Genomic DNA, 21,070 nt, shown 5'->3' on the forward strand with positions numbered 1-21,070 from the left:
GGCGACGGATGGTATCCTTGTGTCCAAATCGTCAGCCGGAGAACGATCATGCCTGCGAACCAACCGATCCGCCATGTCGTCGTGCTCGGGCATCCGTCGCCCGGCAGCTTCAACCACGAAGTCGTCCAGCGTTACTGCACGACGGTCCACGAAAACGGGCAGGAAGCGGTGGTGCGCGATCTCTATGCGCTCGATTTCGACCCGTGCCTGCGCGCCGACCGCCTGCCCGGCCATGCCAGCGGCATGTCCGCCGATGTCGCGCATGAGCTGGGCCTGTTGCGGCAGGCGCAGGTGATCGTGTTCGTCTATCCGATCTGGTTCGGGATGCCGCCCGCGATCATCAAGGGCTATGTCGACCGGGTGCTGGGCGTGGCGCAGACGCCGTCCTCGATCCGCGACCATCGCCCGGATTCGGTGCTGGTCGGCAAATCCTTCGCGACCTTTTCCAGCTCGGCAACGACGCGGATCTGGCTGGACGAACAGGGCCAGATGGAATCGATCCGCCAGGCGTTCGACCGCTATCTGATGGGCATTTTCGGGTTGCGCGATGCGGGCCACGTTCATTTTGGCGCGATTGTCGAGCATATGGAGCCGCGCTTCGTCGCCGAATGCCTGCTCGAGGTGGAAACGCAGGCGCGCAAGATCTGCAGCGCGGTGGCGGCGGCGCGCCATGCAGCGCACGCGCATGAGGCGGTCGCGGCGTTCACCGGCGACTAAGAGCGGGATCACGTTACGTTGATCTGGCAAGCCCCTCCCCTTTAGGAGCATCAGGCAAACCGCGCCCCGCGCGGTCTAGGTCAGGCCGGGGGCCTGACCGACCTGATGCTGGGTTGGGGTGGGGCCTCTCCCCACGTGCGTCGGTCTCGGTGAGACGGATACGCCCCACCCCCAGCCCCTCCCGAAGGGGAGGGGGAGTCCGTCAAACGTCATCAGACTCTAAGCGAGCGTTTCGGCCAAACCGCGCAGCCAGTCACCGACCGCCTGGATGCGGGGGGTGGCGTGGGTGTCCTGATGCGTCACCAGCCAGAAGGTGCGGGTCAGGTGCACGCTGTCGCCGAGCACGGGCACAAGGGCTGCATCGCGCGCGGCGATGAAATCGGGCAGCACGCCAATGCCGGCACCGGCGCGGATCATGGCGTGCTGCACGGTGATGCTGGTGCTGCGCGCCCGCGCGACGAGGCCGTCCTGAATTTCCGACAGATAATTGAGCTCGGGCGCGTGGACGTGTTCGGGGACATAGCTGATCAGCGCGTGGCCGTGCAGATCGGCGGCGCTGGCGACTCGCGCATGATCGGCGAGGAAGCCGGGCGTGGCATAGAGCCGCAGCCGGTAATCGGAGAGTTTGGTCGCGCGCAATTGGCGGTTGCGCGGGCGCGCGAGCATCACCGCCATATCGGCCTCGCGCCTGGACGGGTTGAGGAAGCCCGAGGCGGTGATCAGGTCGATCCGCAAATTGGGCTGGTCGCGGCGGAAGGCGGGTAGGGCGGGCGCGACGACATGCGTGGCGAGGCCCTCGGCGATGCTGAGGCGCACCTGGCCCGCCAGCGCGGCGCTGCTGGGATCGACCTCGGTCGCGGCGAGCACGGCGGCTTCGATCGTCTCGCTATGGATGAGCAGCGCCTGGCCGGTCTCGGTCAGGCGGCGTTCGCCGCCGATCGTCTCGAAGATCGCGGTGCCAAGGCGCTGCTCCAGCCGGGCGAGGCGACGGCCGACGGTGGTGACGTCGACGCCCAGCGCACGCGCCGCACCCGCCATGCGCTGCGCGCGCGCGACGGCGAGGAAGATGCGCAGGTCATCCCAGTTTGCCACGGCCACTCCTGCAAAAATGCACTGCCTAGCAGCAAAGATGGAGGGTTGAATGCAAAAATGCTGGGTGGGATAGGGGGGTATAAGCTTTAGGAGAGCGCCATGCGGATCATCGACCACCATATCATGGGTCTAGCGAGCGGCACTGCCGCGCGGACGGGCGAGGTGTTCGATCCCAACACCGGTGCGGTGCAGGCCCAGGTCAAGTTCGGCACGCAGGCCGATCTCGACGCCGCCGTCGCCGCTGCGCAAAAAGCGCAGCCGGGTTGGGCCGCAACCAACCCCCAGCGCCGGGCGCGCGTGATGTTCAATTTCAAGGCGCTGGTCGAAGCGCATATCGACGAACTCGCACACTTGCTGTCATCCGAACACGGCAAGGTGATCGCCGATTCCAAGGGCGACATTCAGCGCGGGCTGGAAGTGATCGAATTTTGCTGCGGCATTCCGCATGTGCTGAAGGGTGAGTTTACGCAAGGAGCCGGGCCGGGGATCGACGTGTATTCGATGCGCCAGCCGCTCGGCATTGGCGCTGGCATCACGCCGTTCAATTTCCCGGCGATGATCCCCTTGTGGATGAGCGGCGTCGCCATCGCCACGGGCAATGCTTTCATCCTGAAGCCCAGCGAGCGCGATCCGTCGGTGCCGGTGCGGCTGGCCGAATTGTTCCTTGAGGCGGGGCTGCCCGAGGGCATTTTGCAAGTCGTCCACGGCGACAAGGACATGGTCGACGCGATCCTCGATCATCCCGCGATCAGCGCGGTCAGCTTCGTCGGATCGTCCGACATTGCGCACTATGTCTACAAGCGCGGTGTCGCGGCGGGCAAGCGCGTGCAGGCGATGGGTGGGGCCAAGAATCACGGCATCGTCATGCCCGATGCCGATCTCGACCAGGTCGTCGCCGATCTCTCGGGCGCGGCATTCGGTTCGGCGGGCGAGCGTTGCATGGCGCTGCCGGTGGTAGTGCCGGTGGGCGAGAAGACCGCGGTTGCGCTGCGCGAGAAACTGATCCCGGCGATCGCCGCCCTGCGCGTCGGCGTGTCGACCGATGCCGAGGCGCATTACGGCCCGGTGGTGAACGCCGCGCACCGCACGCGCATCGAAAACTGGATCCAGACCGGCGTCGACGAGGGCGCGGAGCTGGTCGTAGACGGGCGCGGGTTCGAGCTGCAGGGGCATGAGAAGGGCTTCTTCATTGGCCCAACGCTGTTCGACCATGTCACGCCCGACATGTCGGCATACAAGGAAGAGATTTTCGGCCCCGTGCTGCAAATCGTCCGCGCCGACGATTTTGAACATGCGCTGCGGCTGCCGAGCGAGCATCAGTACGGCAATGGCGTCGCGATCTTCACCCGCAACGGCCATGCCGCGCGCGAATTCGCGGCGCGGGTGAATGTCGGCATGGTCGGCATCAACGTGCCGATCCCGGTGCCGGTCGCCTATCACACCTTTGGCGGGTGGAAGCGCTCGGCCTTTGGCGATACCAACCAGCACGGCATGGAAGGCGTGAAGTTCTGGACCAAGGTCAAGACCGTGACGCAGCGCTGGCCCGATGGCGGCGTTGGCGATGGCGCGAACGCCTTCGTCATTCCGACGATGGGGTGAGGCGGGTGCGGCTTGCGGCCTTGCCCTTCCTGTCGATCGCCCTGTGCTACGGCGTGGGTGCTGCATCCGCGAGTGAATTGGTGGGGCCGGGCCGCTTCTGCGGCTATTCTCCGATCATCGACCTTGAAAAGGGTGAGCGAATCACGCCTCTGGAAGGCGGCATTCACGGCGGCAGCTTTCGCTGGGAGGGCAGCTTCGGGACGCTTGAAGTGCGTGGAATTGGATGGGCCGCTCGCCCCAAGGGGCCGAGGCTGCGCCATCCTTCTCGTACGGGGGCGACGGTTTTTCGTCCGCGCCTAGTTGACGGGCTCTATCAGGCGGCGATCTGGAACGGCAGGCAGGGCGCTGCCTATTTCTCTTCGCCAACGCCCTTTACGGCGGCGCAAATGGCGGCAATCGACCGCGTTGCGCTTTTCCAGGAAGGAGAAGATCCTGGCAAATGCAACCTTCGGACCGTGTTTTCCTGGGAGTGAAAAGCAGGGGAATGACCTTGCACCGGAATTCCTGCGCGCCGCTTGGCGTACCTCGTGGAATGCGGACGTGCGTCTGCAATTGGTGTAGTACGGCCGCACAATGAGCGCTGCCCGATGAACCTCTTGCGCCAAGCCATGTTGGTGGGCGGGATCGTGCTGGTCGCGTTGCCGCTGGCCTGGGCGTTTTTGCCACGGGGCACGGTGCCGGGGGCGGTGGCGCAGCCGGTTGTGGCACCGGTTGGCAAGCGCATTGCCTTGAGTTTCGATGATGTCCCGCGCGGGCCCGGCGCTTTCTACACCCCGTCCGAGCGCACCGCGCGGCTGATCGCCGCGCTGCGCGCGAGCGGGGTGGAGCAGGCGGCGTTCTTTGCCAATCCCGGGCGGATCGGCGCGTCCAATGATGGCGCGGCGCGGCTGGCGGCCTATGCCGCGGCGGGGCATGTGGTGGGCGACCACAGCTTTGCGCACCGCGATTTGCGCGCGGTTTCGGCGGCGGCGTTTCTCGCCGATGTCGACCGCGCCGAGGGCTGGCTGAAGGGCAAGCCAGGCTATCGGCCGTGGTTCCGCTTTCCCGGCCTCAACCAAGGTGGGCGCGATCATGCCAAACGGCGCGCGGTGCTGGACGGGCTTGCCGCGCGGGGTTTGAGCGTCGCGTGGGTAACGGCGGACGGCTCCGACTGGAATATCGAGGGGCAGACGATCGCCGCGCGCAAGGCAGGCCAGGCGATCGACGAGGCCGCTCTGCGGGATCTCTATGTCGAGACGATGGTGCAATCGGCCGATTTCTCCGACGCGCTGTTGCGCCGCGTGACCGGACGCAGCCCGCCGCAGATGCTGTTGCTGCACGAAACCGATGTCGCGGCGCGCTATATCGGCGATCTGGTCGCTGCACTCCGCCGTGATGGCTGGACGATCGTGACGGCGGATGCGGCCTATGCCGACCCGGTCTATCGCCAGAGTGGCGATTTCGACAGCGCCAACGGCACCTTGCCCGAGGCGATCGCCTGGCAGCAGCGCCTGCCCGGCCCGCTTTATTATGCGCGCAACGACAAGCCGGTTGCCGACCGTTTGTTCGCCGAGCGGGTGTTGCACCGCACGCCCGTTGCCGCGCTGCGCTGCCAGGTGAAACGCCATCCGTGGCGGCGCGTCTGTTCCCAGGCGGCCTTTGCGCCGCGCCGACCTTTACCCCTAGGGATTGCCGCATGACCGACCAGTTCGACCTTACCGACGACCAGCGCGAGATTCAGGAACTCGCCCGGCGCTTCACCGCCGACCGCATCACGCCGTTTGCGGCGGAATGGGACGAGAAGCACATCTTCCCGCGCGACACCATCAAGGCCGCGGCCGAGCTTGGCTTTGCGTCGATCTATGTCAGCGAGGAATCGGGCGGCATCAACCTCGGGCGGCTGGAGGCGGCGCTGATCATGGAGGCGATGGCCTATGGCTGCCCCTCGACCAGCGCGTTCATCTCGATTCACAATATGGCGAGTTGGATGATCGATCGCTTCGGCGGGCAGGCGGTGAAGGACAGATATCTCCCCTCGCTCGTCACGATGGACCGCATCGCCAGCTATTGCCTGACCGAACCGGGCTCGGGCTCGGATGCCGCGGCGCTGAAGACGCGCGCGGTGCGGGATGGCGATCACTATATCGTCAACGGCACCAAGCAGTTCATCTCGGGCGGCGGCGAGAATGAGGTCTATGTCACCATGGTGCGCACCGGGGCGGAGGGGCCCAAGGGCATTTCGTGCCTGGTGATCGAAAAGGATATGCCCGGCGTCAGCTTCGGCGCGAACGAGCGAAAGCTCGGTTGGCATTCGCAGCCGACGCGCCAAGTGATCTTCGAGGATGTGCGTATCCCTGTGGATAACCTTGTGGGCGGCGAGGGCGAGGGCTTCCGCATCGCGATGATGGGGCTCGATGGCGGGCGGTTGAACATCGGCGCCTGCTCGCTCGGGGGCGCGCAGCGCTGCCTCGACGAAGCGATCGGTTACACCCGCGACCGCAAGCAGTTCGGCACCGCGATCGCCGATTTCCAGAACACGCAGTTCATGCTGGCCGATATGGCGACCGATCTCGAGGCGGCGCGCGCGCTGCTCTACATGGCGGCGGCCAAGGTGACGGCCAACGCGCCCGACAAGACCAAGTTCGCCGCAATGGCGAAGCGGCTGGCGACCGACACTGGATCGGCCGTCGCCGACCGCGCGCTGCAGCTGCATGGCGGCTACGGCTATCTGATGGATTACCCGATCGAACGCTTCTGGCGTGACTTGCGCGTGCATTCGATCCTGGAGGGGACCAACCAGGTGATGCGGATGATCATCGGCCGGGAGCTGACACGGCAATGAGCCCTAGCAAACCCCGAGCAACAGGTGGGGCACCCGTAACCCTGGGCTCCTGCCTGCGCGGGAGCACGACGCATGACCGATGATGTTGTGATTGAGAGGGAAGGGCCTGTCGGCCGGATTCGGCTGAACCGGCCCAAGGCGCTGCATGCGCTGACCACCGATATGTGCGTCGCCATGCTGGCGGCGCTCGATGCGTGGCGGACCGATCCGGCTGTTGAAGCGGTCTTGATTGACCACGCCGAAGGCCGTGGGTTTTGCGCGGGCGGCGACATTCGGATGCTCGCCGAAAGCGGGGCGAAGGACGGGGTCGAGGCGCGGGCGTTTTTCCACACCGAATATCGGCTCAACCACCGGCTGTTCGCCTATGCCAAGCCGACGGTCGCGTTCATGGACGGCATCACGATGGGCGGCGGGGTGGGCCTGGCCTGCCCCTGCGATTTCCGTATCGCGACCGAGAACACCAAATTCGCCATGCCCGAGACGGGGATCGGCCTGTTCCCCGATGTCGGCGGTGGCTGGTATCTGTCGCGACTGCCGGGGCGGATCGGGCAGTATCTGGCGCTGACCGGACACCGGCTCGATGGCGCGGAATGCCATGCGCTGGGGCTTGCGACGCACTATTTGCCGAGCGCCGCGCTGGAAGAAGCGAAGGCGCGGATCACGGCGGACCCGCAGGCGATTGCCGAGATCCTTGCCGATCTGTCGGTCGCAGCGCTGCCTGCGCGGCTGCTCGATCAGCGCGAGGCGATCGACCGCTTGTTCGCGTCGGACGTGTTGGAGGGCATTTTCGCCGCGCTCGCCGCCGATGGCGGGGAGTGGGCGACGCAGACGCTTGCCACGCTCGCCACCAAATCGCCGCAGACGATGAAGGTGTCGCTGCGGCTGCTGCACGAAGGCGCGATGATGCCGACCTTCGAGGATGAAATGCGCCAGGAATATGCGGTCGGCGCGCGCGTCGTGCAGCGGCATGATTTCCTGGAAGGCGTGCGCGCGGTGATCGTCGACAAGGACAATGCGCCGCGCTGGGACCCGGCGACGCCCGCGGGCGTGACGGATCACGTGCTCGACCAGATTTTCGCGCCGCTGCCCGATGCGGAGGCGTGGACGCCCGCCTAGAGTTTTCCGTCACCCCGGCCCTGTGCCGGGGTCCACCCCTCCACCGGGCCGGCGGTTTGCGGCACGGTGGACCCCGGCACAGGGCCGGGGTGACGATTGAAAGAAGGTGCCTATGACCTACGAAACCATCCTCGTCGAACAGCGCGGCGGCGTTACGCTCGTTACGCTCAACCGCCCGCAGGCGCTGAACGCGCTCAACAGCCAGATCCTTGCCGATATGCTAGCGGCGATGGCGGCGTTCGATGCCGATCCGTCGCAGGGCTGCGCGGTCATCACCGGCAGCGAGAAGGCGTTCGCGGCGGGTGCCGACATCAAGGAGATGCAGGCACAGGGCTTTGCCGACATGTATGCCCATGATTTCTTCGCGGGATGGGACCGCTTCACGCGCACGCGCAAGCCGATCATCGCGGCGGTGGCGGGCTATGCGCTGGGCGGCGGGTGTGAGCTGGCGATGATGTGCGACTTCATCCTCGCCGCTGATACCGCCAAATTCGGCCAGCCCGAAATCAAGCTGGCGGTTTCCCCCGGCATGGGCGGATCGCAGCGGCTGACGCGCGCGGTCGGCAAGGCCAAGGCGATGGAAATGTGCCTGACCGGCCGCATGATGGATGCGGCTGAGGCCGAGCGCGCCGGGCTTGTCAGCCGCGTGGTGCCCGCCGCCGATCTGGTCGAGGAAGCGGTGAAGACCGCCGCGACGATCGCTTCGATGGCGCCGCTGGCGGTCAAGGCGAACAAGGAAATGGTCAATGCCGCATTCGACACCACGCTCGCGATGGGCGTGCAGTTCGAGCGGCGGCTGTTCCATGCTCTGTTCGGCACCGACGACCAGAGCGAGGGCATGACCGCCTTTGTCGAGAAGCGGCAGGGGGTGTGGACGGGGAAGTAGCACCAATTCCCCTCCCGTTTACGGGAGGGGTTAGGGGAGGGGGGTCCGGGTGATAAGCACTCGGCTAGCGGCGTGACTGCCCTCCCCCAGCCCCTCCCGCTGTGCGGGAGGGGAGTGAGAAAAAATAGGAGAGAGAGATGACTCGGATCGCCTTTATCGGGCTTGGCAATATGGGCGGCGGGATGGCTGCGAACCTCGCCAAAGCGGGGCATGATGTCCGCGCGTTCGATCTGTCGGCAGATGCGCTCGATCGCGCCAAGGCGGCTGGGTGCCTGCCGATGGCGAGCGTCGCGGAAGCGGCTGATGGGGCAGAGGCGGTGGTGACGATGCTGCCGGCAGGCACGCATGTCGAGGCGGTCTATGGCGATCTGTTCGCCGCCAGCCTGTCGCCTGCCGCGATCCTGATCGATTGCTCGACGATCGACGTCGCCACCGCCAAGCGCGTGGCTGAGGCGGCGCGTGCCAAGGGCATCACGGCGGTCGATGCGCCGGTGTCGGGCGGGATCGGTGCGGCCAATGCGGGCACGCTGACCTTCATGGTCGGCGGCAGCGACGATGCGTTCGCGCGCGCGCAACCGATCCTCAGCAGCATGGGCAAGGCGGTGATCCATGCCGGGGCGAATGGGACGGGGCAGGCCGCCAAGATCGCCAACAACATGCTGCTCGGCGCGACGATGGTGGCGACGTGCGAGGCGTTTCTGCTGGCGGAGAAATTGGGGCTCGCGCCCCAGACCTTTTTCGACATTTCGAGCGTGTCGTCAGGGCAGAGCTGGTCGATGACGAGCTATTGCCCGGTGCCGGGGGTCGGACCGGATACCCCCGCCGATCATGGCTATCAGGGCGGCTTTGCGACAGCGCTGATGCTGAAGGATTTGAAGCTCGCCGCAGCCGCCGCGAGCGACACGGGTGCCGACACGCCGATGGGGGCGAAGGCGGCGGAACTCTACCAGCGCTTTGCCGAGGCCGGGCATGGCGGGCTCGATTTCTCGGCGATCATCACCGCGTTGCGGGGGTGAGCTGAGGACGCGCAGGAGAGGTTTGCCAGAGCCGGGCGATCTCTCCTGAAATCCCCCCTCCCGTTCGTTTCGAGCGAAGTCGAGAAACCAGGCACAGCGCTTGCGGCTGTTTCTCGACTTCGCTCGAAACGAACGGAAAAGAGAGTCACCCCAGGCTCAGAGCCGCATCGAGCCTGTGTCCATGAAGCGCTGGTGCCAGGACAGCGCTTCGCCCGGCAGCGACGGCGATTGCTGGCCGTAGGAACCCACCCGCGCCCGCGCATAATAGTCCGCCAGCATCGGGCGATAGTCGGGATGCGCGCATTTCTCGATGATCAACGCGGCGCGTTGCTTGGGGCTCAAGCCCCGCAGATCGGCGAGGCCCTGTTCGGTGACGATCACCTGCACGTCCTGGCTGATATGGTCGACATGGCTTGCCTGCGGTACGATCGCCGAGATCTTGCCGCCCTTGGCGGTTGAGGGCGTCATGAAGATCGAGACATAGGCGTTGCGCGCGAAATCGCCCGATCCGCCAATGCCGTTCTGGATGCGCGAGCCCATGACGTGCGTGGAGTTCACATTGCCGTAAATGTCGGCCTCGATCAGCCCGTTCATGGCGAGGCAGCCGAGTCGGCGGATCAGTTCGGGATGGTTGCTGATCTCCTGCGGGCGCAGGATCATTTTATCTCGATAGCGGCCCATATCGGCATTGAGCCGCGCCGCCGCCTCCGGGCTGAGCGAGAAAGCGGTGGCCGAGGCCATGCGCAATTTGCCCGAATCGAGCAGGTCGAGCATCCCGTCCTGGATCACCTCGGTGTACGAGGTCATGTCCTCGAACGGGCCGTTGACCAGGCCGGTCAGCACCGCATTGGCGATGTTGCCGACGCCCGATTGCAGCGGCAGCAGCGACGCGGGCAAGCGTCCGCGCGCCACTTCATGGGTGAAGAATTCGATCAGATGCCCGGCAATCGCATGTGCTGCTGCATCGGGCGCGGCGAAGGGCAAATTGCGGTCGGGCGCTTCGGTCTCGACGATCGCGACGATCTTGTCGGGGTCGCAGCGGAAATAAGGCTCGCCAATGCGATCGTCGGCGCGGACGAGCGGGATCGGCACGCGGTGCGGCGGCAGCGCGGTGCCGTAATAGATGTCGTGCATCCCCTCCAAAGCGGGGTTCTGCCAGCTATTGACCTCGAGGATGACCTTGCTCGCGCGGTCGAGCCAGGTCTTGTTGTTGCCGATCGAGGAGGAGGGGATCAGCGATCCATCGGCGCGGATGCCCGACACTTCGATCACCGCAGTGTCGAGCGGCCCGAGAAAGCCCTGCCACGCCATTGGCGCGACCTGGCTCAAATGCATGTCGAAATATTCCATTTCGCCGCGATTGATCTTCTCCCGGGCGATGGGATCGGAATTATAGGGGAGGCGGAATTCGATGCCATCGGCCTTGGCCAGTGCGCCGTCGAGTTCGGGGCCGGTCGAGGCACCGGTCCAGATTCGCACGCGGAATGCGTTGCCGGCGGCATGTTCTGCCTCGATCCGCGCGGCGAGCGCCAGCGGGACCGCCTTGGGATAGCCCGAGCCGGTAAAGCCGCTCATCCCGACCGTGCTGCCCGAGGTGATGAAGGCGGCGGCCTGATCGGCGCTCATCAGGCGCGAGCGGAGGGCGTCGCAGGCGATGCGGCTGGTCGTCATTCCATCCCCATTTCAACGATTGTTGTTACGCCGTCGGCTACACGCGTAAAGTCGGGGTAGCGCAAGCGCCTCGCATTGGCTCCCACATGCAATTTTTGCAACTGTCGATCAGGGCCGCGCCATCGCGCGCTTCAGCCGATGGAACAGCGGTCCGCGCGCCGGGGCTTTAACGGTTCGCCCGGTTGCGCGACACTTGCACCGGGCAGCCGGGCGCGGGGCTCGGGCAAGGAGAGAGAGACGATGCGCGTGATGGTGTTGGTCAAGGCGACCGAAGACAGCGAATCCGGCCTCCTGCCGACCAGGGCGGCGATGGAGGACATGGACAGGTTCAACCAGGCTCTGGTCGAGGCCGAAATCCTGCAGCCGGGCGGCGGCTATGGCCTGAAGCCGTCGGCGCAGGGAAAACGCATCGCCTTCGATGGGGCCAGCCGCACGGTCATTGACGGGCCATTTGCGCAGCCGGAGGAACTGGTCGCCGGTTTCTGGCTGTGGACCGTCAAGGACATGGCGGAGGCGGTGGCGTGGGTAAAGCGCTGCCCCAATCCGATGCCGGGGCCAAGCGAGATCGAAATTCGCCCGCTCTATGAGGAAGAGGATTTCGTGTAACGCGCGATTGCGCCGTCCCCACTATTTGATCGGCTGTTTTTCCAGTTTCCGCGCCAGCGTGCGGCGGTGCATCCCCAATTGCCGTGCGGTTTCGGAAATGTTGAAGTTGTTCTCCGCCAGCGTCTGGTTGATCCGCTCCCATTCGAGCGTCTTGATCGAGGTCGGGCGGTTGCCGAGCGGCGTGGCAACGTCACCGCCACCGCCCTCGGCCTTGGCGAAGGCGGCTTCGATGTCGTCGGTGTCGGACGGCTTGGGCAGGTAATTGCTGGCCCCGAGCTTGATCGCCTCCACTGCGGTGGCGATGCTGGCATAGCCGGTCAGCACCACGATCCGGGTGCGTGCATCCTGCGCGTGGATCGCCTGAACGCAGACCAGACCCGACGTGGCACCGAGTTTCAGATCCACCACCGCATAATCGGGGGTGCGCTTGGCGAGCACCGCTTCGACACCGGCCTGATCGGAGGCCAATTCAACGGTATAGCCACGCCGTTCGAACGAGCGTCCCAGCGTCTTGGCGAGCGCCGCGTCATCCTCGACGATCAACAGGTGCTTCTCGGTCATCGCTCGCCCCATTCCAGCGCCGACAGCGGCAGCGTGATCGTCACCGTGGCACCGCCCTCCGCCCGATTGCGGGCGTCGACCGTGCCGCCGAGCTTGCGCATGGCGTTGACCACGAGAAACAGGCCGAGTCCACTGCCGAGCCGTTCGCGCGTGGAATGATAGGGTTTGCCGAGATTGGCGAGCATTTCGGGGGTGAAGCCGGGGCCGGTATCGCGCACCGAAAGCACCAGCGAAGCTCCATCGCGGCTTACGTCGAGCGCGATGGGCTGGCCCGACGCTTCGGCGGCATTGTCGAGCACGTTCCAGATTACCTGCTTCACCGCAGTATCGGCGACGATCGCCATGTCCGCGCCGAAGCGATTGTCATAGACGATCGCTTCCGGCGAATGCTGCACGCGCCATTCGGCGACCACTTCGTCGAAAAAGCGCTTCACGCTGGTGATCGTCGGGTTCTCGCCGCGCGCTTCGCCCGCCGCCAGCAGGATGCCGGTGACGATCGCCTTGCACCGCGCCAGCGCAACCTGCATCTCGCCGATTTCCTCGGCGAAGCTTTCCTGCGCCATCAGTGCCGGGGCGTGACGCCAGTCGTTGACGATCACCGAGAGCGAGGCGAGCGGAGTTCCGAGTTCATGCGCGGCACCGGTCGCGAGCAGGCCCATGCGCACGATATGGTCCTCCTCCGCCGCCTGCTGGCGCATCGTCGCGAGGCGGGCGTCGCGCGCGCGCAAATTGCTGTTGATGCGCGTGACGAAGGCAACCAGCAGCACCGCCACCAGCCCGAAGCAGATCAGCGTGCCGATCATATACAGATCGCCCCAGTCGGTTATGAAGCGCGGCGGCAGCGCCAGCGGGACATGCACTTCGGCCAGCAGGACAAAGGCGGCGCTGGTGATCGCCACCAGTACCCAGCTCGACCAGGCCTCCAGCAGCACCGCGCCCATCACCACCTGCAGCAGATAGAGCGAGATGAACGGGTTGGTCGCACCCCCGCTCTGGTACAGCAGCGCGGTCAAGGCCGCGACATCGAGCAGCAGGCTGGCGAACAGCGCGCTGTTGGAATTGGTCACGCGGCGCGACAATTGTGCCATGCTGACCAGGTTCAGCACGACCAGCGCCGCGACCACCGACAGCATCGGAAGCAGCGGGAGCGGAACGCCCATGCCAAAGCGCACGATCAGGATCGTGGCGCATTGCCCGCACACCGCGAGCCAGCGCAGGTTGACAAGCTGACGCATATTGTCGCGTTCGGTGGTATCGACAGGGGCGGGAATACTCATCCGCGGCGGACGGGACGGAGCAGCAGCGCCGCCGCACCCGCCACCATCGCAGCGAGCGCGAACCATGTCAGCGCATAGACCAGATGGTTGTTGGTGAAATGCACGACCGTCAGGCCTCCCACCGGGGCTGTGGCGGCCGGCCCGGCATCGGCATCGATGAAATAGGGCGCGACATGGTCGAGCCCGCGCGCCGCAGAAATGGCCGAAACGTCGCGCGAATACCAGCGGTTCGTCGCAGCATCATTATAGCGCAGGAACGCGCCCTTCGGTTCCGTCAGCCGCAAAAGCCCGGTGACGGTGGTGGCACCGCCGGGCGGGACCGGGTCGCGCGAGGGCACGAAGCCGCGATTGACGAGAACGGTAAAGCCGCGCTCGGTGACGAGCGGGGTCATCACCCAGAAGCCGGGGCCGCGTTCGGTGACGGCCTGCACCAGTGTCGCGCGATCGTCGCGGAAGCGGCCGGTGACGGTGACGTGACGGTAGCCGTCGCTCGCATCGGTTATGCCGGGCCAGCGGTTGGGGCCGGGGGCGGGGACGGCGGGGGCATGGATGCGCTGTTCGACGCGCGCGATCAGCGCCAGTTTCCAGCTGCGGCGCTCGATTTGCCAGATGCCGAGCGCGATCAGGGCAGCGCAGAGCGCCCCCGCGACGATCAGCAGAAACGCGATCGTCGCAGGGGAACGTCTCATTGCTGGCTCATGGTCTCGGTAACAGCGGCTGGGGCCGGCATCATGTTGGCGTTCATATGGTACATCACCCAGATCGATCCGGCGAGCGTGATGACGATCACGATGACGGTGAACAGCAAGGCGAGGAACGACCAGCCGCCCTCTGCCGTCGTGGTCATGTGCAGGAAGAACACCATGTGCACGACGACCTGGATCGCCGCCATCGCCAGCACGATGACCGCCGTGGTGGTGGTATCGAGCGTGCCGGTCATGACGAGCGCGAAGGGAATCGCGGTCAGGATTACCGACAGGATGAAGCCGATCATATAGCCGCGCAGCGAACCGTGCGGGGCCTCGCCGTGTGCGTGATCGTCATGGCCATGATCGTGGCCATGGGCCGAATTGTGCAGCGTATCGGCGCTCATCCGAGCACTCCCATGAGATAGACGATGGTGAAGACGCCGATCCAGATGACGTCGAGGAAATGCCAGAACATGCTGAGGCACATCAGGCGACGGCGGTTGGCCTGGCCGAGGCCGTGCATGCCGATCTGCGTGACCAGCGTGACCAGCCAGATCAGGCCGACGGTGACGTGCAGACCGTGCGTGCCGACCAGCGTGAAGAAGGACGACAGGAACGCGCTGCGCCACGGGCCCGCACCTTCATGGATCAGGTTCGAGAATTCGTAGAGCTCGATGCACAGGAAGGCGAGGCCGAACAGGCCGGTGACGATCAGCCAGCCCTGCACCGCGCGGACGCTGGCACCGGGGCGTTCCATCGTCAGCATGGCAAAGCCATAGGTCAGCGACGAGAACAGCAGCATCGCGGTGTTGAGCGCGACCAGCGGCAGTTCGAACAACTGCTTGGGCCCTTCGCCGCCGCCATAGCTATGGCCGAGCACGGCATAGCAGGCGAACAGGATGGCGAAGATGAGGCAGTCGCTCATCAGGTACATCCAGAAGCCCAGCATCGTGCTGCTGCCCTCGGGATGATGATGCTCTTCCACTTCGTAGAACAGCGGGGTCTCGCCGTTGGCGGTCGCTTCGAAGGTCTGCGCGCTCATGCCGAAACTCCTTCGCTGGCGAGAAGGCGGGTGCGTTCATCCTCGGTGCGGATCACATCCTCGACCGGGATGTAGAAATCGCGCTTGTAGTTGAACGAGTGGCCGATCGCGACGGCGAAGATGCCGACCAGCGATACCACCGCCAGCCACCACATGTACCAGATCATGCCGAAGCCGAAGGCGACGCTCAGGCCCGCCAGGATGACACCGGTGCCGGTGTTCTTGGGCATGTGGATCTTGCGGAAGCCGGTGGTCGGGCGGACATAGCCGCGCCGCTTCATGTCCCACCACGCATCATTGTCATAGACGACGGGCGTGAAGGCGAAGTTGTAGTCCGGCGGCGGCGACGAGGTCGACCATTCGAGCGTGCGGCCATCCCAGGGATCGCCGGTCACGTCGCGCAGTGCCTCGCGGTTGCGGAAGCTGACGTAGAACTGGACGAACATCGCGCCCGTTCCAGCCAGGATCAGCAGCGCGCCGAAGCCCGCGACCAGGAAGTAAGGCTGCAGCGAGGCATCGTCGAACTGGCTGAGGCGACGCGTCACGCCCATCAGGCCGAGCGCATAGACTGGCGCGAAGGCGAACCAGAAGCCCAGCACCCACAGCCAGAACTGGCGCTTGCCCCAGACGCGGTCGAGCTTGAAACCGAACGCCTTGGGCCACCAGTAATTGATGCCCGCGAACATCCCGAACACCACGCCACCGATGATGACGTTGTGGAAGTGGGCGACGAGGAACAGCGAGTTGTGCAGCACGAAATCGGCCGGGGGCACGGCGAGCAGAACGCCGGTCATGCCGCCGATGACGAAGGTGAGCATGAACGCGACCGTCCACATCATCGGCAGCTCATAGCGGATGCGGCCGTGATACATGGTGAACAGCCAGTTGAAGATCTTCGCGCCCGTCGGGATCGAGATGATCATCGTGGTGATCGCGAAGAATGAGTTGACGCTGGCACCGGAGCCCATCGTGAAGAAGTGGTGCAGCCAGACGAGATAGGCGAGGATCGTGATGACGATCGTCGCATAGACCATCGAGGTATAGCCGAACAGGCGCTTGCTGGCGAAGGTGGCGACCACTTCCGAGAACACGCCGAAAGCGGGCAGGATGAGGATGTACACCTCCGGGTGGCCCCAGATCCAGATGAGGTTGACGTACATCATCGGGTTGCCGCCGAGGCCGTTCGTGAAGAACTGCATGCCGACATAGCGGTCGAGCGACAGCAGTGCGAGCACGGCGGTCAGCACCGGGAAAGCGGCGACGATCAGGGTGTTGGTGCACAGCGACGTCCACACGAACACCGGCATCTTCATCAGCGTCATGCCCGGCGCGCGCATCTTGACGATGGTCGCGATCAGGTTGACGCCCGACAGCAGCGTGCCGACACCGGCAATCTGCAAGCCCCAGATATAATAATCGACCCCCACGTCCGGGCTGGCGGCGATGCCCGACAGCGGCGGCATGGCGAGCCAGCCAGTGCGGGCATAGTTGCCGACGAACAGCGAGATCATGGTGATCACCGCGCCCGCCGTCGTCATCCAGAAGCTGAAATTGTTGAGATAGGGGAAGGACACGTCGCGCGCGCCGATCTGCAGCGGCACGACGAAGTTCATCAGGCCCGCCACCAGCGGCATCGCCACGAAGAAGATCATGATCACGCCGTGCGCGGTGAAGATCTGGTTGTAATGGTCGGGCGGCAGGTAGCCGGGGTTGCCGTTAAAGGCCATCGCCTGCTGCGCGCGCATCATCAGCGCGTCGGAGAAGCCGCGCACGAACATCACCAATCCGAGGATGATGTACATGATGCCGATCTTCTTGTGGTCGACGCTGGTGAACCAGTCGCGCCACAACATGCCCCATGCCTTGTAATAGGTGATGACCGCGAGCAGCGCGAGGCCACCGACAGCGGTCCCGGCAAAGGCGACGAGCACGGGAATTTCATGCAGCGGCAACGCATCGAGCGTCAGGCGGCCGAAGATCGGGCTGATCGACGGCGACGAAAGGGGAAGGGGGGACGTCATGTCAGAAAGTCCTTCGGTCGCCGACGGTCGCCGGGACGTCTGTTGCGCGGGTGCCGGGCATTGGCAGCCCTGCACCGGTCAGGCGTGCGCCAGGTTGCGTGGTGGCGGGGATCGGAGCCGATGCCGCCATTGGCATCGCCATCGTCTGGGTGGGGCGGCCAGCGGCGACATGGGCGTGATGTTCACCGGCATCGGCCTGCATCATCGCGCTCATGCAGGTCTCGCCCGGCGCGACGCAGCGATTGGCGGCGGCGTCGAACAGGCCCGGGGTGACGCTGGCGAAGCGCATGACCGGCGTATTGGCGCTGGGCTTGGCCAGACCGAGATACCCCTGTCGATCGAGCTTGCCGCCGCCTGCACGGACGCGCGCGACCCATTGGTCAAACGCACCTTCCGACACCGCATGGAAGCGGAAATGCATGCCCGAAAAGCCGTCGCCGCTGAAATTGGACGAGAAGCCCGCATAATTGCCGGGATGGTTGATGACCGCGTTCAGCTTGGTCGTCATGCCGGGCATCGCGTAGATCTGGCCGACCAGCGCCGGAATATAGAAGGCGTTCATCACGTTGGAGGCGGTGAGATCGAACTGGAGCGGCCGATCGACCGGCGCGGCCAGCTCGTTGACGGTGGCGATGCCGTAATCGGGGTAGATGAACAGCCACTTCCAATCGAGCGCGACAACCTGAACCCGCACCGGCTTGGCCGTGGCAGCGACGGCGCGACCCGCATCGAGGCGACCGATCGGACGATAGGGATCGAGCAGATGCGTGCTGGTCCAGGTCACCGCGCCCAGGCAGATGATGATCAGCAGTGGGGCCGCCCAGATCACCAGTTCCAGCGCGGTGGAATGGTGCCACTCCGGCGAATAGGGCGCGTCCTTATTGGTTGCGCGATAGCGCCAGGCGAACAACGCGATCAGCGCCATCACCGGAACGATGATGAGCAACATCAGCACCGTCGAGAAAATCACGAGGTTGCCTTGCTGCACTGCAAGATCGCCCGCCGGGTCCAGCACGACGGCGCTGCACCCACCGAGCAAGGCAGGCGCGAGCAGCGCCAAGGGGCGGAGTAAGGGGGTTCGGGTCATGCGGGCGCAGATACGCGGGGGACAGGGGGCCTCCCATTGGACACTTTGTCCAATCCCCGCTGCAGTGCAGCACGCTTAGAGGGGGCGTTCGGCGATCATGCCGGGAGTTCGAACACCGATGACTGCAGCCACCACGCCAACCTCGCGCGCGATCGAAGCCGATGCCGGCCGAATCAATGCCGAGCACGGCGAAATCACCTCGGGCGAGATTGCGATTGGCGTCGTCATTGGCCGCACGTCGGAGTTTTTCGACTTCTTCGTCTATGCGATCGCCTCGGTGCTGGTGTTTCCGACGCTGGTCTTCCCCTATGTCGACCGTCTGACGGGGACGCTCTATTCCTTCGCGCTGTTCGCGCTCGCCTTTGTGGCACGCCCGATCGGGTCGTTCCTGTTCCTCGCGATCGACCGCGCCTTTGGGCGCGGCACGAAGCTGACCATCGCCTTGTTCCTGCTCGGCGGGTCGACCGTGGCGATCGGCTTCCTGCCCGGCTACGCGCAGGTCGGCGTTTATGCCGCGATCCTGCTCGGCCTGTTCCGCATCGGCCAGGGCGTTGCGCTCGGCGGCGCGTGGGACGGTTTGCCCTCGCTGCTGGCGCTCAACGTGCCAGAGAATCGGCGTGGCTGGTATGCGATGATCCCGCAGCTTGGCGCGCCGCTGGGCCTTATGGTGGCGGCGGCGCTGTTTGCCTATCTGACAAGCAGCCTGTCGGCGGCGGACTTCCTCGACTGGGGCTGGCGTTATCCGTTCTTCGTCGCGTTCGCGATCAACGTCGTGGCGCTGTTCGCGCGGCTGCGTATCGTCAGCACCGCTGCCTATCAGGAAATGTTCGAAAGCCGCGCGCTGCAACCGGCTCCGGTGCTGGAAACGGTGCGCGGGCAGGGGCGCACGATCGTGATCGGCGCGTTCGCGCCGCTGGCGAGCTTCGCGCTGTTCCACATGGTCTCGGTATTCCCGTTGTCCTGGGTGTTCCTCTACACCAGCGGCGGCCCCGAGCGCTTCCTGGTAATCGAAGTGCTGGGCGGCATGATCGGCGTGCTTGCGATCGTCGCCTCAGGCTATCTGGCGGATCGGTTCGGGCGGCGCTCGCTGCTCGGGGCATCTGCGGTGGCGATCGCGGTGTTCTCCGGGTTCGCGCCGCAATTGCTGGGCGCGGGCGAGATTGGCGAAGTGCTGTTCATGGCGCTCGGCTTCGTCTTGCTCGGCGTGTCGTTTGGCCAATCGTCGGGCGCAGTGGCAGCCAATTTCTCGGGCGATTTCAGATACACTGGCGCTGCGTTGACGTCGGATCTGGCGTGGCTGGTCGGTGCCGGTTTTGCGCCGCTGGTCGGCCTGTTCCTGTCGTCGCACTTCGGGCTGGCAGCAGCCGGTGGCTATCTGCTGTCGGGCGCACTCGCGACGCTGGCGGCCTTGTGGTTGAACAAGGAACTGGCGGGTCGGGCCTGAGCTCCGGTCCGGGCGTCGCCCGGAGCACCCCGACATTCTTAAGCGCCACTTCCGTTACCCGGAACGCGAACCGTCTTATAATAGAACAGAATCGCTTCGAGGGAAATACCGGGTTTCCAACCTAAGGGGTTGCCCTCAATTCGGTCGATCGCTCGCCCTTGCTAGATCGTGATCGTTCGCTGCGGGTTCGTGGCGATCGCGTTCGGGGGGAGAAGTACGCGTGGATCTGAGCGACCATCAAGCCATGTCAACCTATAGCAATGCCGGTGTCAGCCAGGGGCATCGATACCGCATCAGCATTGCCGTCGATGTGATCAATGCCCGGGCTTTGTGGAACGCGGCCTTGAGCCGAGGCCTGATGGCTCCGGGCGCGACGTTCGAAGACGTGGTCGATACGATTGGCCCCTGTGACGATCCCGCGATCGCCGATTGTCTGGCGATGCTCGCCTTACCGGCCGATTTGAAGGGCTGCTCGGTCGAAGATTTCGCGATCGATCCTGCCTTGCCGCGCGGCGTGATCGAATCATCGCTTCCTTGGACAGGGCTGTCCGCAGCCCGCTAGATCTCACACAGCAAAAAACGCGCTCAGCCATAAGCACGTTTTTCATTTTCAACAAAATTTTTCAGATAACTGTACCAAACGGGTGAGATCTGCCGGAGTCATTGGGGGCTGACGCGGGCAGATCTCTCTTTTAATATAGTATATATTCAACCTTCTTCAAATATAATTTACAGCTTATTTTACTCAATTGGCTGTCGCCGCAACGCCGATCAATTTATCCGTGGTGTAGGCTGCGCCGTTTACCTTGAGGGTCAACGCGCCGTTTGCTGAGCTAACTTCCTGTACAGTGCCTTGCGCATGAATGGTAACCGGCACGGAATTGCCCGCCGCGTCGCTTGCCGTGAGCGCCAGGGTGTAGCTGCCTGCGGGGGCGGTCGATCCATCGGCGAGGGTGCCATCCCACGCCATTGTGCCTTGCGCGTTGGGCGTCATCGTACTGGTCATGACGACCTTTCCCGACGCATCGGTGATCGAAGACGTCAGCGTGGAAACGGGACGGGCCGCAGAATAGCTCCACGCCGCGGGCGTTCCGGCGGCCAGGCCGGCGACATCCGAATTGAGGGTCACACTGCGTCCGATCATGCCGGATGCCTGGGTCAGGCCCTGGTTGCTCAGGTTGCTGAGAATCGAGTTCAGCGTCGTGTTCTGCTGCACCGATTGCTCGACCTGCGAATATTGCACGAGCTGCTGGGTATATTGCGAGGTGTCCATCGGGCTCAGCGGGTCCTGATTCTGCATCTGCGTGGTGAGCAGCTTCAGGAACATGTTGAAGTCGGCTTTGATTCCCGTCGTCGGCGCGGCGGTGCTCGCCGTCGTAGCGGCGCTCGGGGTGGTGGTGCCAGTGGCGGTCGTCGTGGTCATCG

The 21,070-nt window shown here is 64.8% G+C and carries 21 protein-coding genes; 11 read left to right on the forward strand and 10 right to left on the reverse strand.

Annotation, left to right across the window (positions count from 1 at the left end):
* Positions 1-48 precede the first annotated feature (48 nt).
* Positions 49-717, forward strand: coding sequence for an NAD(P)H-dependent oxidoreductase (locus ACP7BY_RS12065; RefSeq protein WP_033967343.1), 669 nt, complete (start codon positions 49-51; stop codon positions 715-717).
* 219 nt (positions 718-936) lie between these two features.
* Here the strand turns inward: ACP7BY_RS12065 and ACP7BY_RS12070 are convergent, their stop codons facing one another.
* The gene (locus tag ACP7BY_RS12070; protein WP_033967356.1) at positions 937-1,809 is read right to left on the reverse strand and encodes a LysR family transcriptional regulator; all 873 of its coding nucleotides are present in this window, start codon (positions 1,807-1,809) and stop codon (positions 937-939) included.
* Positions 1,810-1,908: 99 nt separating this feature from the next.
* Between ACP7BY_RS12070 and ACP7BY_RS12075 the strand changes: the two genes are divergently transcribed.
* From ACP7BY_RS12075 to mmsB, 7 genes are all read left to right on the forward strand, one after another.
* A complete protein-coding gene (locus ACP7BY_RS12075) occupies positions 1,909-3,408 on the forward strand; it encodes a CoA-acylating methylmalonate-semialdehyde dehydrogenase (RefSeq protein ID WP_033967344.1) in 1,500 nt (499 codons plus the stop codon).
* A 20-nt stretch (positions 3,409-3,428) separates the two neighbouring features.
* Positions 3,429-3,881: a hypothetical protein gene (locus tag ACP7BY_RS12080; RefSeq protein WP_197057906.1), complete on the forward strand. Its 453-nt coding sequence runs from the start codon at positions 3,429-3,431 to the stop codon at positions 3,879-3,881.
* Between the two features lie 114 nt (positions 3,882-3,995).
* Positions 3,996-5,087, forward strand: a complete 1,092-nt coding sequence (locus tag ACP7BY_RS12085) for a polysaccharide deacetylase family protein (RefSeq protein ID WP_137902830.1) — start codon at positions 3,996-3,998, stop codon at positions 5,085-5,087.
* Positions 5,084-6,229 (forward strand): acyl-CoA dehydrogenase family protein, encoded by a 1,146-nt coding sequence (locus tag ACP7BY_RS12090; protein WP_137902831.1) that lies wholly within the window; start codon positions 5,084-5,086, stop codon positions 6,227-6,229. The genes ACP7BY_RS12085 and ACP7BY_RS12090 overlap by 4 nt, the downstream gene beginning before the upstream one ends.
* Positions 6,230-6,301: 72 nt before the next feature.
* Complete coding sequence (locus ACP7BY_RS12095) at positions 6,302-7,345, forward strand: enoyl-CoA hydratase/isomerase family protein (protein WP_137902832.1); 1,044 nt, start codon at positions 6,302-6,304, stop codon at positions 7,343-7,345.
* 112 nt (positions 7,346-7,457) lie between these two features.
* Complete coding sequence (locus ACP7BY_RS12100; RefSeq protein WP_033967346.1) at positions 7,458-8,231, forward strand: enoyl-CoA hydratase; 774 nt, start codon at positions 7,458-7,460, stop codon at positions 8,229-8,231.
* 137 nt (positions 8,232-8,368) lie between these two features.
* Complete coding sequence (mmsB, locus tag ACP7BY_RS12105; protein WP_033967347.1) at positions 8,369-9,247, forward strand: 3-hydroxyisobutyrate dehydrogenase; 879 nt, start codon at positions 8,369-8,371, stop codon at positions 9,245-9,247.
* 156 nt (positions 9,248-9,403) lie between these two features.
* On the opposite strand, the gene ACP7BY_RS12110 is transcribed toward mmsB, so the two are convergent.
* On the reverse strand, positions 9,404-10,918 hold the full coding sequence (locus tag ACP7BY_RS12110; protein ID WP_033967348.1) for an acetyl-CoA hydrolase/transferase family protein: 1,515 nt from the start codon (positions 10,916-10,918) through the stop codon (positions 9,404-9,406).
* Positions 10,919-11,158: 240 nt separating this feature from the next.
* Here ACP7BY_RS12110 and ACP7BY_RS12115 point away from each other — a divergent pair, with 240 nt between their 5' ends.
* Positions 11,159-11,524, forward strand: a complete 366-nt coding sequence (locus ACP7BY_RS12115) for a YciI family protein (protein ID WP_033967349.1) — start codon at positions 11,159-11,161, stop codon at positions 11,522-11,524.
* Positions 11,525-11,545: 21 nt separating this feature from the next.
* Here the strand turns inward: ACP7BY_RS12115 and ACP7BY_RS12120 are convergent, their stop codons facing one another.
* Genes ACP7BY_RS12120 through cyoA form a run of 7 tightly spaced genes read right to left on the reverse strand, consistent with a single transcriptional unit; the run spans position 11,546 to position 18,201 of the window.
* Positions 11,546-12,085, reverse strand: a complete 540-nt coding sequence (locus ACP7BY_RS12120) for a response regulator transcription factor (RefSeq protein ID WP_033967350.1) — start codon at positions 12,083-12,085, stop codon at positions 11,546-11,548.
* Positions 12,082-13,362, reverse strand: a complete 1,281-nt coding sequence (locus tag ACP7BY_RS12125; protein ID WP_033967351.1) for an ATP-binding protein — start codon at positions 13,360-13,362, stop codon at positions 12,082-12,084. The genes ACP7BY_RS12120 and ACP7BY_RS12125 overlap by 4 nt, the downstream gene beginning before the upstream one ends.
* Positions 13,359-14,051 carry an SURF1 family protein gene (locus tag ACP7BY_RS12130; protein ID WP_137902833.1) on the reverse strand — a complete coding sequence of 231 codons (693 nt, stop codon included), beginning with the start codon at positions 14,049-14,051 and terminating at the stop codon, positions 13,359-13,361. Before ACP7BY_RS12130 ends, ACP7BY_RS12125 begins: the two co-directional genes overlap by 4 nt.
* Positions 14,048-14,455: a cytochrome o ubiquinol oxidase subunit IV gene (gene cyoD / locus ACP7BY_RS12135; RefSeq protein ID WP_033967352.1), complete on the reverse strand. Its 408-nt coding sequence runs from the start codon at positions 14,453-14,455 to the stop codon at positions 14,048-14,050. The genes ACP7BY_RS12130 and cyoD overlap by 4 nt, the downstream gene beginning before the upstream one ends.
* Entirely contained in the window at positions 14,452-15,093 is a 642-nt protein-coding gene (gene cyoC / locus ACP7BY_RS12140) for a cytochrome o ubiquinol oxidase subunit III (RefSeq protein ID WP_052192562.1), read from the reverse strand. Before cyoC ends, cyoD begins: the two co-directional genes overlap by 4 nt.
* Positions 15,090-17,114 (reverse strand): cytochrome o ubiquinol oxidase subunit I, encoded by a 2,025-nt coding sequence (cyoB, locus tag ACP7BY_RS12145; RefSeq protein WP_137902834.1) that lies wholly within the window; start codon positions 17,112-17,114, stop codon positions 15,090-15,092. Before cyoB ends, cyoC begins: the two co-directional genes overlap by 4 nt.
* Before the next feature lies 1 nt (position 17,115).
* Positions 17,116-18,201, reverse strand: a complete 1,086-nt coding sequence (cyoA, locus tag ACP7BY_RS12150; RefSeq protein ID WP_171010529.1) for a ubiquinol oxidase subunit II — start codon at positions 18,199-18,201, stop codon at positions 17,116-17,118.
* 118 nt (positions 18,202-18,319) lie between these two features.
* Between cyoA and ACP7BY_RS12155 the strand changes: the two genes are divergently transcribed.
* Together ACP7BY_RS12155 and ACP7BY_RS12160 are read left to right on the forward strand one after the other, a co-directional pair.
* A complete protein-coding gene (locus ACP7BY_RS12155; protein ID WP_033967353.1) occupies positions 18,320-19,645 on the forward strand; it encodes an MFS transporter in 1,326 nt (441 codons plus the stop codon).
* A gap of 220 nt (positions 19,646-19,865) precedes the next feature.
* Positions 19,866-20,207: a hypothetical protein gene (locus ACP7BY_RS12160; RefSeq protein WP_052192563.1), complete on the forward strand. Its 342-nt coding sequence runs from the start codon at positions 19,866-19,868 to the stop codon at positions 20,205-20,207.
* Between the two features lie 183 nt (positions 20,208-20,390).
* Here the strand turns inward: ACP7BY_RS12160 and ACP7BY_RS12165 are convergent, their stop codons facing one another.
* Complete coding sequence (locus tag ACP7BY_RS12165; protein ID WP_033967354.1) at positions 20,391-21,068, reverse strand: flagellar hook assembly protein FlgD; 678 nt, start codon at positions 21,066-21,068, stop codon at positions 20,391-20,393.
* Positions 21,069-21,070: the final 2 nt, after the last annotated feature.

The sequence above is a fragment of the Sphingomonas sp. PSPC2-2 genome, assembly GCF_049897725.1.
GTDB lineage: Bacteria > Pseudomonadota > Alphaproteobacteria > Sphingomonadales > Sphingomonadaceae > Sphingomonas.

Excerpts from the sequence above, each read along its gene's own strand:
- ACP7BY_RS12065 (WP_033967343.1), top strand. The coding sequence starts at position 49 with ATGCCTGCGAACCAACCGATCCGCCATGTCGTCGTGCTCGGGCATCCG.
- ACP7BY_RS12075 (WP_033967344.1), top strand. The coding sequence starts at position 1,909 with ATGCGGATCATCGACCACCATATCATGGGTCTAGCGAGCGGCACTGCC.
- ACP7BY_RS12085 (WP_137902830.1), top strand. The coding sequence starts at position 3,996 with ATGAACCTCTTGCGCCAAGCCATGTTGGTGGGCGGGATCGTGCTGGTC.
- ACP7BY_RS12090 (WP_137902831.1), top strand. The coding sequence starts at position 5,084 with ATGACCGACCAGTTCGACCTTACCGACGACCAGCGCGAGATTCAGGAA.
- ACP7BY_RS12095 (WP_137902832.1), top strand. The coding sequence starts at position 6,302 with ATGACCGATGATGTTGTGATTGAGAGGGAAGGGCCTGTCGGCCGGATT.
- ACP7BY_RS12100 (WP_033967346.1), top strand. The coding sequence starts at position 7,458 with ATGACCTACGAAACCATCCTCGTCGAACAGCGCGGCGGCGTTACGCTC.
- mmsB (WP_033967347.1), top strand. The coding sequence starts at position 8,369 with ATGACTCGGATCGCCTTTATCGGGCTTGGCAATATGGGCGGCGGGATG.
- ACP7BY_RS12110 (WP_033967348.1), bottom strand. The coding sequence starts at position 10,918 with ATGACGACCAGCCGCATCGCCTGCGACGCCCTCCGCTCGCGCCTGATG.
- ACP7BY_RS12115 (WP_033967349.1), top strand. The coding sequence starts at position 11,159 with ATGCGCGTGATGGTGTTGGTCAAGGCGACCGAAGACAGCGAATCCGGC.
- ACP7BY_RS12120 (WP_033967350.1), bottom strand. The coding sequence starts at position 12,085 with ATGACCGAGAAGCACCTGTTGATCGTCGAGGATGACGCGGCGCTCGCC.
- ACP7BY_RS12125 (WP_033967351.1), bottom strand. The coding sequence starts at position 13,362 with ATGAGTATTCCCGCCCCTGTCGATACCACCGAACGCGACAATATGCGT.
- ACP7BY_RS12130 (WP_137902833.1), bottom strand. The coding sequence starts at position 14,051 with ATGAGACGTTCCCCTGCGACGATCGCGTTTCTGCTGATCGTCGCGGGG.
- cyoD (WP_033967352.1), bottom strand. The coding sequence starts at position 14,455 with ATGAGCGCCGATACGCTGCACAATTCGGCCCATGGCCACGATCATGGC.
- cyoC (WP_052192562.1), bottom strand. The coding sequence starts at position 15,093 with ATGAGCGCGCAGACCTTCGAAGCGACCGCCAACGGCGAGACCCCGCTG.
- cyoB (WP_137902834.1), bottom strand. The coding sequence starts at position 17,114 with ATGACGTCCCCCCTTCCCCTTTCGTCGCCGTCGATCAGCCCGATCTTC.
- cyoA (WP_171010529.1), bottom strand. The coding sequence starts at position 18,201 with ATGACCCGAACCCCCTTACTCCGCCCCTTGGCGCTGCTCGCGCCTGCC.
- ACP7BY_RS12155 (WP_033967353.1), top strand. The coding sequence starts at position 18,320 with ATGACTGCAGCCACCACGCCAACCTCGCGCGCGATCGAAGCCGATGCC.
- ACP7BY_RS12165 (WP_033967354.1), bottom strand. The coding sequence starts at position 21,068 with ATGACCACGACGACCGCCACTGGCACCACCACCCCGAGCGCCGCTACG.